The organism is Streptomyces sp. LS1784 (assembly GCF_020103755.1).
GTDB lineage: Bacteria > Actinomycetota > Actinomycetes > Streptomycetales > Streptomycetaceae > Kitasatospora.
In genome coordinates, this window is record NZ_JAHSQD010000213.1 from 1 (window position 1) to 12,867 (window position 12,867).

Annotated in this window: 10 protein-coding genes; all 10 read left to right on the forward strand. The window is 72.2% G+C overall.

Annotated features, from left to right (window positions below; translation table 11 throughout):
• A partial coding sequence (locus tag KS423_RS23330; protein WP_224281565.1) for a penicillin-binding protein 2 occupies positions 1-2,006 on the forward strand: 2,006 nt, incomplete at its 5' end.
• Between the two features lie 7 nt (positions 2,007-2,013).
• Positions 2,014-3,666, forward strand: a complete 1,653-nt coding sequence (locus tag KS423_RS23335) for a UDP-N-acetylmuramoyl-L-alanyl-D-glutamate--2,6-diaminopimelate ligase (RefSeq protein ID WP_224281566.1) — start codon at positions 2,014-2,016, stop codon at positions 3,664-3,666.
• Positions 3,663-5,066 (forward strand): UDP-N-acetylmuramoyl-tripeptide--D-alanyl-D-alanine ligase, encoded by a 1,404-nt coding sequence (murF, locus tag KS423_RS23340; RefSeq protein WP_224281568.1) that lies wholly within the window; start codon positions 3,663-3,665, stop codon positions 5,064-5,066. The genes KS423_RS23335 and murF overlap by 4 nt, the downstream gene beginning before the upstream one ends.
• Positions 5,066-6,127, forward strand: coding sequence for a phospho-N-acetylmuramoyl-pentapeptide-transferase (gene mraY / locus KS423_RS23345; RefSeq protein ID WP_224281570.1), 1,062 nt, complete (start codon positions 5,066-5,068; stop codon positions 6,125-6,127). The genes murF and mraY overlap by 1 nt, the downstream gene beginning before the upstream one ends.
• Positions 6,124-7,572: a UDP-N-acetylmuramoyl-L-alanine--D-glutamate ligase gene (gene murD / locus KS423_RS23350; protein WP_224281572.1), complete on the forward strand. Its 1,449-nt coding sequence runs from the start codon at positions 6,124-6,126 to the stop codon at positions 7,570-7,572. The genes mraY and murD overlap by 4 nt, the downstream gene beginning before the upstream one ends.
• Positions 7,573-7,673: 101 nt before the next feature.
• Positions 7,674-8,987: a putative lipid II flippase FtsW gene (ftsW, locus tag KS423_RS23355; RefSeq protein WP_224281574.1), complete on the forward strand. Its 1,314-nt coding sequence runs from the start codon at positions 7,674-7,676 to the stop codon at positions 8,985-8,987.
• Between the two features lie 6 nt (positions 8,988-8,993).
• On the forward strand, positions 8,994-10,100 hold the full coding sequence (murG, locus tag KS423_RS23360; protein ID WP_224281576.1) for an undecaprenyldiphospho-muramoylpentapeptide beta-N-acetylglucosaminyltransferase: 1,107 nt from the start codon (positions 8,994-8,996) through the stop codon (positions 10,098-10,100).
• Positions 10,093-10,869 (forward strand): FtsQ-type POTRA domain-containing protein, encoded by a 777-nt coding sequence (locus KS423_RS23365; RefSeq protein ID WP_224281578.1) that lies wholly within the window; start codon positions 10,093-10,095, stop codon positions 10,867-10,869. The genes murG and KS423_RS23365 overlap by 8 nt, the downstream gene beginning before the upstream one ends.
• A 364-nt stretch (positions 10,870-11,233) precedes the next feature.
• Positions 11,234-12,469: a cell division protein FtsZ gene (ftsZ, locus tag KS423_RS23370; protein WP_224281580.1), complete on the forward strand. Its 1,236-nt coding sequence runs from the start codon at positions 11,234-11,236 to the stop codon at positions 12,467-12,469.
• Positions 12,466-12,867, forward strand: a 402-nt coding sequence (locus tag KS423_RS23375) for a polyphenol oxidase family protein (RefSeq protein ID WP_224281582.1), incomplete at its 3' end; no start/stop codon positions are given. The genes ftsZ and KS423_RS23375, both read left to right, overlap by 4 nt.

The window sequence follows — 12,867 nt, forward strand, 5'->3', positions numbered from 1 at the left end:
AGTCGGCCTCCGCCGGCCGTACCCCGCGGACGCCGCAGCAGCGCCGCCCCGAGGGGCGGCCGCCGGCCCGCAGCCAGGCGGCGGTGCGACCGAAGAGCCGTCCGCCGCTGCGCCCCAGGGCGCTCAAGCTGGCCGAGCCGAAGCGCCGGCTGCGGGTGATCACCGTGGTGCTGTCGCTGGTGTTCTCCGTCTTCGCGGGCCGCCTGGTGCAGCTCCAGCTGGTGGACGCCGACGCGCTGGCCGCCGACGCCAACACCAACCGCTACCTGAACATCCCGATCACCGCCGAGCGCGGCTCCATAACGTCCTCCGACGGGGTCGCGCTGGCGGCCACCGTGGACGCGTACGACATCACCGCCGACCCGGCGATGTTCACCCCGGAGGCGACCGGACTCCCGGACGCGCCGGAGCAGGCGGCCGCGCTGCTGTCGCCGATCCTCGGCGTGCCCAAGGAGAAGATCGCCGCCGACCTGCACACCCCCAAGAGCCGCTACAAGCGGCTCGCGGCCCAGCAGACCCCGGCCGCCAAGAGGCAGATCAGCGACCTCAAGTCGGGCCTGGAGAAGCAGGCCGGCTCGCGGGCCTGCCAGGCCCAGAAGAAGCTGCTCGGCAAGCCCGCCGACCAGGGCGGGCGCACCAGGGTGGACAACGAGTGCGCCAACCCGCTGGCCGGGGTGTTCAACCGGGAGACCCAGAAGCGGATCTACCCGGCGGACGGGCTGGCCGCCAACCTGGTCGGCTTCGTCAACGCCGAGGGCGAGGGCGCCGGCGGCCTGGAGCTCCAGTACCAGAAGCTGCTGGCCGGCAAGGACGGCCACAGCAGCTACGCCCAGTCGGGCGGGCGGCTGGTGCCCACCGCCGGGGGCTCGATGGAGCCGGCCGTGCCGGGCAGCGACGTGAAGCTGACCATCAACCGGGACATCCAGTGGGCCGCCCAGCGGGCGATCACCGACCAGGTGGCCAACTCCGGCGCGGAGAAGGGTTACGTGGTGGTCCAGGACGTGAAGACCGGTCAGGTCATCGCGATGGCCACCGCACCCGGCTTCAACCCGAACGACCTGAGCCTGTCCAAGCAGGCGCAGCTGGGCAACGCCGCCCTGGGCGACGCGTACGAGCCGGGCAGCACCGCCAAGCTGATGAGCATGGCCGCCGTGCTGGACTCCGGCAAGGCCACCTGGGACACCAAGGTGACGGTGCCCAACCGGCTGGTCCGGGCCGGGCAGCAGTTCAAGGACGACGTCGACCACGACACCTGGTACCTGACCCTGGCCGGGGTGCTGGCCAAGTCCTCCAACATCGGCACCATCGAGGCCGTCGAGACCCTCGGCGGCGGCGACCAGCTGGAGGCCAACAAGGTCCTGGACGGCTACATGCGCAAGTTCGGCGTGGCCCAGCCGACCGGCCTGGGCTTCCCGGGGGAGACCTCCGGAAAACTCAAGAAGCCGGAGGACCTGGTCGCCTCGGAGAAGTACAACATCTCCTTCGGCCAGGGCCCGATGCAGATGAACGCGCTCCAGGCCACCTCGGTCTACTCGACCATCGCCAACGGCGGGGTGCGGGTCGCGCCCAGCATCGTCCAGGGCGTCAGCGACCCGAACGGCAAGTACACGCCGAGCGCGCCGGCGGAGCAGACCAGGGTGGTCAGCCCGGAGACGGCCAAGACCCTCACCTCGATGCTGGAGTCGGTCGTCGACGACGAGCAGGGCACCGGCGGCAAGGCGGCCATCCCCGGCTACCGGGTCGCGGGCAAGACCGGCACCGCCAACCGGGGCGCCGCCGACGGCAAGGGCTACGACGGCTACACCGCCTCCTTCATCGGCTTCGCCCCTGCCGACGCCCCCCGCTACACCGTCTCCTGCACCCTCCAGGGCCCGGTCAACGGCCACTTCGGCGGCCAGCTGTGCGGCCCGGTGTTCAAGCAAGTGATGGAGTTCACCCTGAAGACCATGCAGGTCCCGCCGAGCGGCAGCCCGGCGCCCAACCTGCCCGTCGAGTGGAAGCCGTGAGCGAGCGATGAACAACGAACCGGCCGGGCCGGAGCACGGCGCGGCGGAGGGCCGGTTTGGCCCTGGACGCCCTTCGACGGATAGCCTTCCCGCCGTGCCGAAACCCGATCAAACCACCGTGAGTCCGCCCCGCCCGACCGGGACCACCGCCCTGCCACTCGCCGAGCTGGCCGTCGCACTGGGCCTGGCGCCCGTCGAGGGCGGCGCCGTCAGCGGCGTCACCCACGACTCCCGCGCGGTCCGCCCGGGCGACGTGTACGTGGCCTTCCCGGGCGCCAACCACCACGGCGCGGCCTTCGCCGCCAGGGCCGCGGAGTGCGGCGCCGTGGCGGTGCTCACCGACCCGGCCGGCGCCGAGCTGGCGGCCCCCACCGGCCTGCCGCTGCTGGTCGTCGACCGGCCGCGGGCCGTCATGGGCGAGCTCGCCGCGATCGTCTACGGCCGCCCCTCCCAGCGGATGCTGATGATCGGGCTGACCGGCACCAACGGCAAGACCACCACCTCGTACCTGGTCGAGGGCGGCCTGCGCGGCGCCGGGCGCAGCCCGGGCGTGATCGGCACCGTCGAGATGCGGGTCGGCGAGGAGCGGATCAAGAGCGAGCGCACCACCCCCGAGGCCACCGACCTGCACGCGATCCTCGGTGTGATGGCCGAGCGCGGTGCCGACGCGGTGACCATGGAGGTCTCCAGCCACGCCCTGGTCTTCGGCCGCACCGACGGGGTCGCGTACGACGTCGCGCTGTTCAACAACCTGACCCCCGAGCACCTCGACTTCCACCCGGACATGGAGGACTACTTCCAGGCGAAGGCCAGGCTCTTCCAGCCCGGCAAGTCCCGCCACGGTGTGATCAACCTGGACGACGAGTACGGCCGCCGGCTCGCCGCCGAGGCCAAGATCCCGGTGACCACCTTCTCCGCCACCGGCGCCGCCGAGGCCGACTGGCGGGCCCTGGACGTCCGGCTCGGGCCGGTCGGCTCGACCTTCCGGGTGCTGGGCCCGGACGGCGCCGAGGCCGAGGCCTCCGTCCCGCTGCCCGGCCCGTTCAACGTCGCCAACGCGCTCGCCGCGATCACCGTGCTGGTCGCCGCCGGGCTGCCGCTGGAGCGGGCCGTGGCCGGCGTCGCCGCCGTCCCCGGCGTGCCGGGCCGGCTGGAGCGGGTGGACGCCGGACAGCCGTTCGTCGCCGTCGTCGACTACGCGCACAAGCCGGACGCCCTCCAGGCCGTCCTCGCCTCGCTGCGCGAGGTCACCAGGGGCCGGCTGCACGTCGTGGTCGGCTGCGGTGGCGACCGCGACCCGCACAAGCGCGGCCCGATGGGCGCCATCGCCGCCCGCCTCGCCGACACCGCCCTGCTGACCAGCGACAACCCGCGCAGCGAGGACCCGCTGGCGATCCTCGCCACCATGCTGACCGGCGCCGCCACGGTGCCCGAGGCCGAGCGCGGGGACGTCCTGGTCGTCCCCGACCGGGCCGAGGCGATCAGGATCGCCGTCGCCCGCGCCCAGGCGGGGGACACCGTGCTGGTGGCCGGCAAGGGCCACGAGCTCGGCCAGTACGTACGAGACGAGATCCGCCCCTTCGACGACCGGGAGGTGCTGCGCGAATCCATCACGCAGACCCCGACCGCGCGGGGCGACCGAGGAGTAGAGCAGCAGTGATCGCACTGACCCTCGCCGAGGTGGCCGCCGCCGTCGGAGGCACGCTGGACGGCGCCGACCCGGACGCCCTGGTCACCGGCCCGGTCGAGGTCGACTCGCGGAAGGTGAGCCCCGGCGGCCTGTTCGCGGCCTTCGTCGGCGAGCACGTGGACGGCCACGAGTACGCGGCCAAGGCGGTCGAGGACGGTGCCGTCGCGGTGCTGGCCTCCCGCCCGGTCGGCGTGCCCGCCGTCCTGGTCGACAGTGTGGTGGAGGCGCTCGGCCGGCTGGCCCGCGCCGTGGTCGCCCGCGCCGAGGGCACCGCCGTGGTCGCGTTGACCGGCTCGGCCGGCAAGACCAGCACCAAGGACCTGATCGCCCAGCTGCTCCAGCGCCACGGCGAGACCGTCTACCCGCCCGGCTCGCTCAACAACGAGATCGGCCACCCGATGACCGCGCTGCGGGTCGAGGCCGGCACCCGGCACCTGGTCATGGAGATGGGCGCCCGGCACAAGGGCGACATCGAGTACCTCACCTCGATCACCCCGCCCCGGATCGGCCTGGTCCTCAACGTCGGCACCGCCCACGTCGGCGAGTTCGGCTCCCAGGAGGCGATCGCCGAGGCCAAGGGCGAACTGGTCGAGTCGCTGCCCGCCGACGGCGCCGCGATCCTCAACGCGGACGACCGGCTGGTGCGCGCGATGGCCTCCCGTACCAAGGCGAAGGTGGTCCTGTTCGGGGAATCACCGGACGCCCACGTACGGGCCACGGACGTTCGCCTGGACGCCACCGGGCGGCCATCGTTCACGCTCACCACCCCGGCCGGTTCCGCGCCCGTGCAGCTGCGCCTGTACGGTGAGCACCACGTCTCGAACGCCCTCGCCGCCGCCGCGGTGGCGGTGGAGCTCGGGATGTCCGTCGACGACACCGCGGCAGCCCTGGGCGAAGCGGGTGCGCTGTCCCGCTGGCGCATGGAGGTCGTCGACCGGGCCGATGGTGTCACCGTCGTGAACGACGCCTACAACGCGAACCCCGACTCGATGCGGGCCGCGCTGCGGGCGCTGGTCTCGATCGGGGGCCGGGGCCCGGAGCGCCGCCGCACCTGGGCGGTGCTCGGCGAGATGCGGGAGCTCGGCGAGGAGAGCCTGGCCGAGCACGACGCCATCGGGCGGCTCGCCGTCCGGCTGGACGTCACCAAGCTGGTGGCGGTCGGCGGACGCGAGGCGGCCTGCATGGAACTCGGCGCGAGGAACGAAGGTTCGTGGGGTGAGGAGTCGGTGCTGGTGTCCGACGCGGACGCGGCGGTCGAGCTGCTGCGCAGTCAGCTGCAACCGGGGGATGTGGTCCTGGTGAAGGCTTCCCGTTCGGTGGGGCTGGAGAAGGTGGCCGAGGCCCTCCTGGCGGACGGTGTGGCCGAATAATGAAGCAGATCCTTTTCTCCGGGATGATCGGCCTCGTCCTGTCGCTGCTCGGCACCCCGGCCCTGATCAAACTGCTCGCGAAGCACGGCTACGGCCAGTACATCCGCGACGACGGCCCCAAGGCGCACCACAGCAAGAAGGGCACGCCCACCATGGGCGGCATCGCCTTCATCCTGGCGACCCTGATCGCGTACTTCGCCACGAAGGCGATAACGGGCGAGAGCCCGACCGCCTCCGGGCTGCTGGTGCTCTTCCTGACCGCGGGCCTCGGCCTGGTCGGCTTCCTGGACGACTACATCAAGGTGGTCAAGCGGCGTTCGCTGGGCCTGCGGGCCAAGGCGAAGCTGGCCGGCCAGTCGATCGTCGGCCTCGGGTTCGCCGTCCTGGCGATGCAGTTCCCGGACGACCGCGGGCTCAACCCGGCGTCCCAGAGCCTGTCCTTCGTCCGGGACTTCAAGTGGGCGATCGGCCCCGTCCTGTTCGTCATCTTCGCGTACTTCATGATCGCCGCGATGTCGAACGGCGTGAACCTGACGGACGGTCTGGACGGCCTCGCCACCGGTGCCTCGGTGATGGTCTTCGGCGCCTACACCTTCATCGGCATCTGGGAGCACACCCAGAGCTGCGCCTACGCCATCACCGCGACCGCCAACTGCTACGACATCCGCGACCCGCTGGACCTCGCCGTCGTGGCCTCCGCCCTGATGGGCTCCTGCTTCGGCTTCCTGTGGTGGAACACCTCGCCCGCCAAGATCTTCATGGGTGACACCGGCTCGCTCGCCCTCGGCGGCGCCCTGGCCGGTCTGGCGATCTGCTCCCGCACCGAGCTGCTGCTCGCCCTGCTCGGCGGCCTCTACGTGATCATCACCCTCTCGGTGATCATCCAGGTCGGCTCCTTCCGGATGACCGGCAAGCGCGTCTTCAAGATGGCGCCGTTGCAGCACCACTTCGAACTCAAGGGCTGGACCGAGGTCCTGATCGTGGTCCGGTTCTGGATCATCCAGGGCCTGTGCGTCGCCGTCGGCCTCGGCCTGTTCTACGCGGGATGGGTGACCGGATGACCAACCCTGACCAGACCAACCCCGATTTCGGCGGCCTGCCGGTCGCCGTCGCCGGGCTCGGCGTCTCGGGCATCAGCGCCGCGCGCGTCCTGCACGGCCTCGGCGCCCGGGTGACCGTCGTGGACGGCGGCAGCGGGCCCGGCCTGGCCGCCCGGGCCGCCGAGCTGGAGGCGCTGGGCGTCACCGTTCGGCTCGGCGACGGCGCGAGCCTGCCCGAGGGCACCGAACTGATCGTCACCTCGCCCGGCTGGGCGCCGGACAGCCCGCTGTTCGCCGCCGCCGAGGCGGCCGGGGTGCCGGTCTGGGGCGACGTCGAGCTGGCCTGGCGGCTGCGCAAGCCGCTGCCGGGCACCGGCGAGCCAGCCCCCTGGCTGGCCGTCACGGGCACCAACGGCAAGACCACCACCGTCCAGATGCTCGCCTCGATCCTCACCGCCGCCGGCAGGCGCACCGCCGCGGTCGGCAACGTCGGGGTCTCGGTGCTGGACGCGGTGCTCGCCGAGGAGCCGTACGACGTGCTCGCCGTCGAGCTGTCCAGCTACCAGCTGCACTGGGCGCCCTCGCTGCGCCCGCACTCGGCGGCGGTGCTCAACCTGGCGCCCGACCACCTCGACTGGCACGGCTCGATGGAGGCGTACGCCGCCGACAAGGGCCGGATCTACGAGGGCAACGTGGTCGCCTGCGTGTACAACCTGGCCGACCCGGCCACCGAGGCGCTGGTCCGCGAGGCCGACGTCGAGGAGGGCTGCCGGGCGATCGGCTTCGGCCTCGGCGCGCCCGGCCCGTCGAACTTCGGCGTGGTGGACGGGCTGCTGGTGGACCGCGCCTTCGTCGAGGACCGGGCCAAGAACGCGGCCGAGCTGGGCGCCGTCGAGGACGTTAACCCGCCGGCCCCGCACAACATCGCCAACGCGCTCGCCGCGGCGGCGCTGGCCCGGGCGTACGGGGTCGAGCCGAAGGCCGTCCGGGAGGGCCTGCGGGCCTTCCGGCCGGACGCCCACCGGATCGCCGAGGTCGGCGTGGTCGGCGAGGTCACGTACATCGACGACTCCAAGGCCACCAACACCCACGCGGCGGCCGCCTCGCTGGCCGCCTACCGGCCGATCGTCTGGATCGCCGGGGGCCTGGCCAAGGGCGCGACCTTCGACGACCTGGTACAGGGCGCGGCCGAGCGGCTGCGCGCGGTGGTGCTGATCGGCCAGGACCGGGCGGTGATCCGGGAGGCGCTGGAGCGACACGCTCCGGATGTGCCGGTGATCGAGGCGGCCGAGGGCCAGACTGGCGCGGTGGCGATGACCGAGGTCGTTCGAACGGCCGCATCGCTCGCCCGATCGGGTGACACGGTGCTGCTGGCACCGGCCTGCGCCTCGATGGACATGTTCACCAACTACGGCGAGCGCGGCGACCTCTTCGCGGCGGCCGTCCGGGAGCTGGCGGGCGAGTAGGCGGGCCGGCGAGGGCGTCGGACGGAACAAGTGAGCGGGGAGCGGTGGCGGGGCAGGGCAGAGCGGATTCCGGCGTTGTGAAGCGGGATGCCGCCGAGCCGATGAGAGTGATCTCCGCCACCACGACCAAGTACAAGTCGGCCGGTCCGCTGGCCCGGGTCCAGGCCTTCCGGGCCCGGGTCCGGTACTGGCTGGACCGGCCGCTCACCCCGTACCTGCTGGTCGTCGGCAGCACCCTGCTGCTGGTCGTGCTCGGCCTGATGATGGTCTTCTCGGCCTCGCAGATCCTGGCCCTGAACCAGCACCACACGGCGCAGTACTACTTCCTCAAGCAGCTGATCGCGGCGATCCTGGGCCTGGTCCTGCTGATCGGCTTCGCCTCCGTCCCGCTGGCGGTGCTGCGGGTGATCGTCTACCCGGTGATGATCGGGGTGATCGGCGCCCTCACGCTGGTCGCCATCCCCGGCATCGGGGTGCGGATCAACGGCAACCAGAACTGGCTGGATTTCGGCTTCTTCCAGTTCCAGCCCTCGGAGTTCGCCAAGCTCGCGCTGGTGCTCTGGGGCGCCGACCTACTCGCCCGCAAGCAGAAGGCCGGCACCCTCAACTCGTGGAAACACCTGCTGGTGCCGCTGGTGCCGGGGGCCCTGCTGCTGCTCGCGCTGATCATGTTCGGCGGCGACATGGGCACCTCGATGATCCTGGTGGCCATGGTGTTCGCGCTGCTCTGGATGGTCGGCGCGCCGCTGCGGCTGTTCGTGGCCACCCTCGGGGTCGCGGCGGTGGTCTGCACCGCCCTGGTGGTCACCGTCCCGCACCGGGCGGAGCGGCTGAGCTGCATCGGCGTCACCAAGATCGACCCGGAGGGTGCCTGCTTCCAGGCCCTGCACGGCGTCTTCGCGTTCGCCAACGGCGGCGGCTTCGGCACCGGCCTCGGCGCCGGCGTGGAGAAATGGGGCCAGCTGCCCGAGGCGCACACCGACTTCATCTTCGCCGCGACGGGTGAGGAACTCGGTCTGGTGGGGACGCTGTCGGTCCTCGGTCTCTTCGCGGCACTAGGCTACGCGGGTATCCGTGTGGCCATCGGTACGAAGGATCCCTTCGTCAGGTACGCCGCGGGAGCCGCCACCACCTGGATCATGGCGCAGGCCATGATCAACCTGGGGTCGGCGCTGGGACTGCTGCCCATCGCGGGCGTCCCGCTCCCGCTGTTCTCCTACGGCGGTTCCGCCATGCTGTCGGCCATGTCCGCGATCGGAGTGCTGCTGTGCCTGGCGCGCAGCTCCTCGGGCGCGAAGGCGGCCCTGGCCGCCCGGAGCAAGAACTCCCGGATCAGGAGACAACTGGCCCGGGTGCTGCCACGACGACGAACCACAGCGCGCCCGGCCCCGGGGCCGGCACGCAGGGAGCGGTGAATTTCGGTGCATGTCGTACTCGCCGGCGGGGGGACCGCCGGTCACATCGAGCCGGCCATGGCCCTCGCGGATGCCCTCCGCAGGCACGACCCGTCCGTCGGGATCACCGCCCTGGGCACCGAGCGCGGACTGGAGACCCGGCTGGTACCCGAGCGCGGCTACCAGCTGGAGCTCATCCCGGCCGTCCCGCTGCCCCGCAAGCCCACCCCGGAGCTGATCACCGTCCCCGGCCGGCTGCGCGGCACCGTCCGGGCCGCCCAGGAGATCATCGAGCGGGTCAACGCGGACGCCGTGGTCGGCTTCGGCGGCTACGTCGCGATGCCCGCCTACCTGGCCGCCAAGCGCGCCGGGGTGCCGATCGTGGTGCACGAGGCGAACGCACGCCCGGGCCTGGCCAACAAGATCGGTGCCCGCTACAGCGACTTCGTGGCGGTCTCCACGCCGGACAGCAAGCTGCGGGACTCCCGGTACATCGGCATCCCGCTGCGCCGGACCATCGCCACCCTGGACCGCAACGCGGTCCGCCCGGAGGCCCGCCAGTACTTCGGCCTCGACCAGCGGCTGCCCACCCTGCTGGTCTCCGGCGGCTCCCAGGGCGCGCGCCGGCTCAACGAGACGATCACCGCGATCGCCCCGCGGCTCCAGCAATACGGCGTGCAGATCCTGCACGCGGTCGGCCCGAAGAACGAGCTGCCGCAGGTGGCGGACGTCCCCGGGATGCCGCCGTACCGCCCGGTGCCGTACCTGGACCGGATGGACCTCGCCTACGCGGCCGCCGACATGATGCTCTGCCGGGCCGGTGCCATGACGGTGGCCGAGCTGGCGGCCGTCGGCCTGCCCGCCGCCTTCGTCCCGCTGCCGATCGGCAACGGCGAGCAGCGGCTGAACGCCCAGCCCATGGTCAAGGCCGGCGGCGGTCTGCTGGTGGACGACGCCGAGCTGACCCCGGACTGGGTGCTCCAGAACGTGCTGCCGGTGCTGACCGACCCGCAGCGGCTCTGGGACATGAGCCGGGCGGCCGCCGAGTTCGGCCGCCGGGACGCCGACGACCTGCTGGTCGGGATGGTCTACGAGGCGATCCAGGCCCACCGCGGCGGCCGCCGCCGTGGCTGACGGCCGGCTCGCCGACCCGCTGGAGGAGAAGCTGGAGGAGGAGGAGTCCGCTCCCCGCCTCCGGCTCTCCCGGCGGGGCATCGTGGTGCTGGGCGCGCTCGGCGTCACGGTGCTCGGCGTGCTGGCCTGGCTGGTGTTCTTCTCCTCGGTCCTGGACGTGCGCAGCGTCGCCGTCCAGGGGACGAGCGACGACAAGCTGACGGCGGACCAGGTCCGCGAGGCGGTCGGCGGGCTCGGTGACGGGCCGCTGGCGCGCGTGGACCTGGACGACGCCCGGCACCGGGTGGAGGCGATCCCCCGGGTGGCCAGGGCCGAGGTGTGGCGGGGCTGGCCGCACACCCTGCGGGTGAAGGTCGTCCAGCGCACGGCGGTGGCCGCCGTCAAGGGGGAGGACGGCCAGTTCACCCAGGTGGATGCCGGGGGCGTGAGCTTCGCCACCGAGCCGGCTCCTCCGGACGGTGTTCCGGTGGTGGAGCTGCGCCTCAGTCAGCAGGCGAACGACGTCGACGGGGTGATCTCCCGTTCGCAGTTGGTGCAGGGCGCGGTGGCGGTGGCCGCCGGGCTGCCGCCGGAGGTCGCCAAGCGGGCCGGCTCGGTGCTGGTGCACTCGTACGACGACATCGAGTTGCAGCTCAGCGGGGGTGTGACGGTGCGCTGGGGGAGTCCGGAGCAGATCGACCGGAAGGCCCGGGTGCTGGTCGCGCTGATGAACCAGAAGGGTACGAACTTCGACGTGACGGCGCCGGAGGCGCCGGCGGTGTCGGGATGATCCGGTAGGTTCTCTGCCTGAGGGAGGGGTTGACGCCTCGGAGTGTCGGCCCGACTCTTGGTGGTCACCCCCGGTTTCCTATGCCGGCCGATGATCACATAGGCTCAAAAGAAAAAGGGAAGCTCGGCGTGTTCGTTGAAACACGTGCCTGGAGCCACCTAGTGTCCTGTGTCACCAGACTGTGTTTCCTGGTGATGTGACGGAGACACAGAACTAACCCTAAAGGTCAAGTTTAGGGTTGGGGTCGGCGGTCGGCATTTCGGACATTCAGTCAGAAACCAGGCTCCCTACCCATCGACATCCGTCGGTACGGCCCCGCTCCGGGTCGGGCCGACCCGGAAATTCGAGGCGAGAGGCCTTCGACGTGGCAGCACCGCAGAACTACCTCGCAGTCATCAAGGTCGTCGGAATCGGCGGCGGTGGTGTCAACGCCATCAACCGGATGATCGAGGTCGGTCTCAAGGGCGTCGAGTTCATCGCGATCAACACCGATGCGCAGGCCCTCCTGATGAGCGACGCCGACGTCAAGCTCGATGTGGGCCGTGAACTCACCCGGGGCCTCGGCGCCGGCGCCAACCCCGAGGTCGGCCGCAAGGCCGCCGAGGACCACCGCGAGGAGATCGAGGAGGTCCTCAAGGGGGCCGACATGGTCTTCGTGACCGCCGGCGAGGGCGGTGGCACGGGCACGGGCGGCGCGCCCGTCGTCGCCAACATCGCGCGCTCGCTGGGCGCCCTGACCATCGGCGTGGTCACCCGCCCGTTCACCTTCGAGGGCCGGCGCCGGGCCAACCAGGCCGAGGACGGCATCGCCGCCCTGCGCGAAGAGGTCGACACCCTCATCGTGATCCCCAACGACCGGCTGCTGTCCATCTCGGACCGCCAGGTCAGCGTCCTCGACGCGTTCCGCTCGGCCGACCAGGTCCTGCTCTCCGGTGTCCAGGGCATCACCGACCTGATCACCACCCCGGGTCTGATCAACCTCGACTTCGCCGACGTCAAGTCCGTCATGTCGGAAGCCGGCTCGGCGCTCATGGGCATCGGCTCGGCCCGCGGCGAGGACCGCGCCAAGGCCGCCGCCGTGATGGCGATCTCCTCGCCGCTGCTGGAGGCCTCGATCGACGGCGCCCGCGGCGTGCTGCTGTCCATCTCGGGCGGCTCCGACCTCGGTCTGTTCGAGATCAACGAGTCGGCCCAGCTGGTCAGCGAGGCGGCGCACCCCGAGGCGAACATCATCTTCGGTGCGGTCATCGACGACGCGCTCGGCGACGAGGTCCGGGTCACCGTCATCGCGGCCGGCTTCGACGGCGGGCAGCCGCCGGCGATCGTCCGCGACCCGGTGGTCAAGTCCACCACCCCGGAGCGCCCGGCCACCCCGCCGGCCGCCCCGGAGCGCCCGGCCGGCCGCCCGTCGTACGGGAGCATCGGCTCGGTGACCTCCCGCTCGGAGGGCGAGTCCTCGACCGCCACGCCGAGCCGCACCGCCGAGACCCCGGCCACCACGACCGCCTCCGCCCCGGTGCCGCCGCAGGTGCAGCCGGCCCGGCAGCCGTTCGTGGAGAGCCCGGCCGAGGAGCTTGACGTCCCGGACTTCCTTAAGTGATCGATCACGCGATCCGCGCGGGTGCTCACTTCGCCTTCACCTCCCGGTGGGGCGGGGTGAGCACTTCGCCGTACGGGGAGCTCAACCTCGGCGGCGCGGTGGGGGACGACCCGGAGGCCGTGCGGGAGAACCGGGCGCTGGCCGCCCGGCAGCTGGGGCTCGACCCGGCCGACGTGGTGTGGATGAACCAGGTGCACGGCGCCGAGGTCGCCGTGGTGACCGAGCGCCAGCCGCTCGGGCAGGCCCCGACGGTGGACGCGGTGGTCACCGACCGGCCGCTCGCGCTGGCGGTGCTGACCGCCGACTGCACCCCTGTGCTGCTGGCCGATCCGGTGGCGGGCGTGGTGGGCGCGGCCCATGCGGGCCGGCCCGGCCTGGCGGCCGGGGTGGTGCCCGCG

Bases quoted from the DNA above. Each gene is read 5' to 3' on its own strand.
- KS423_RS23335 (WP_224281566.1), top strand. From the start codon at position 2,014: ATGAACAACGAACCGGCCGGGCCGGAGCACGGCGCGGCGGAGGGCCGG.
- mraY (WP_224281570.1), top strand. From the start codon at position 5,066: ATGAAGCAGATCCTTTTCTCCGGGATGATCGGCCTCGTCCTGTCGCTG.
- murD (WP_224281572.1), top strand. From the start codon at position 6,124: ATGACCAACCCTGACCAGACCAACCCCGATTTCGGCGGCCTGCCGGTC.
- ftsW (WP_224281574.1), top strand. From the start codon at position 7,674: ATGAGAGTGATCTCCGCCACCACGACCAAGTACAAGTCGGCCGGTCCG.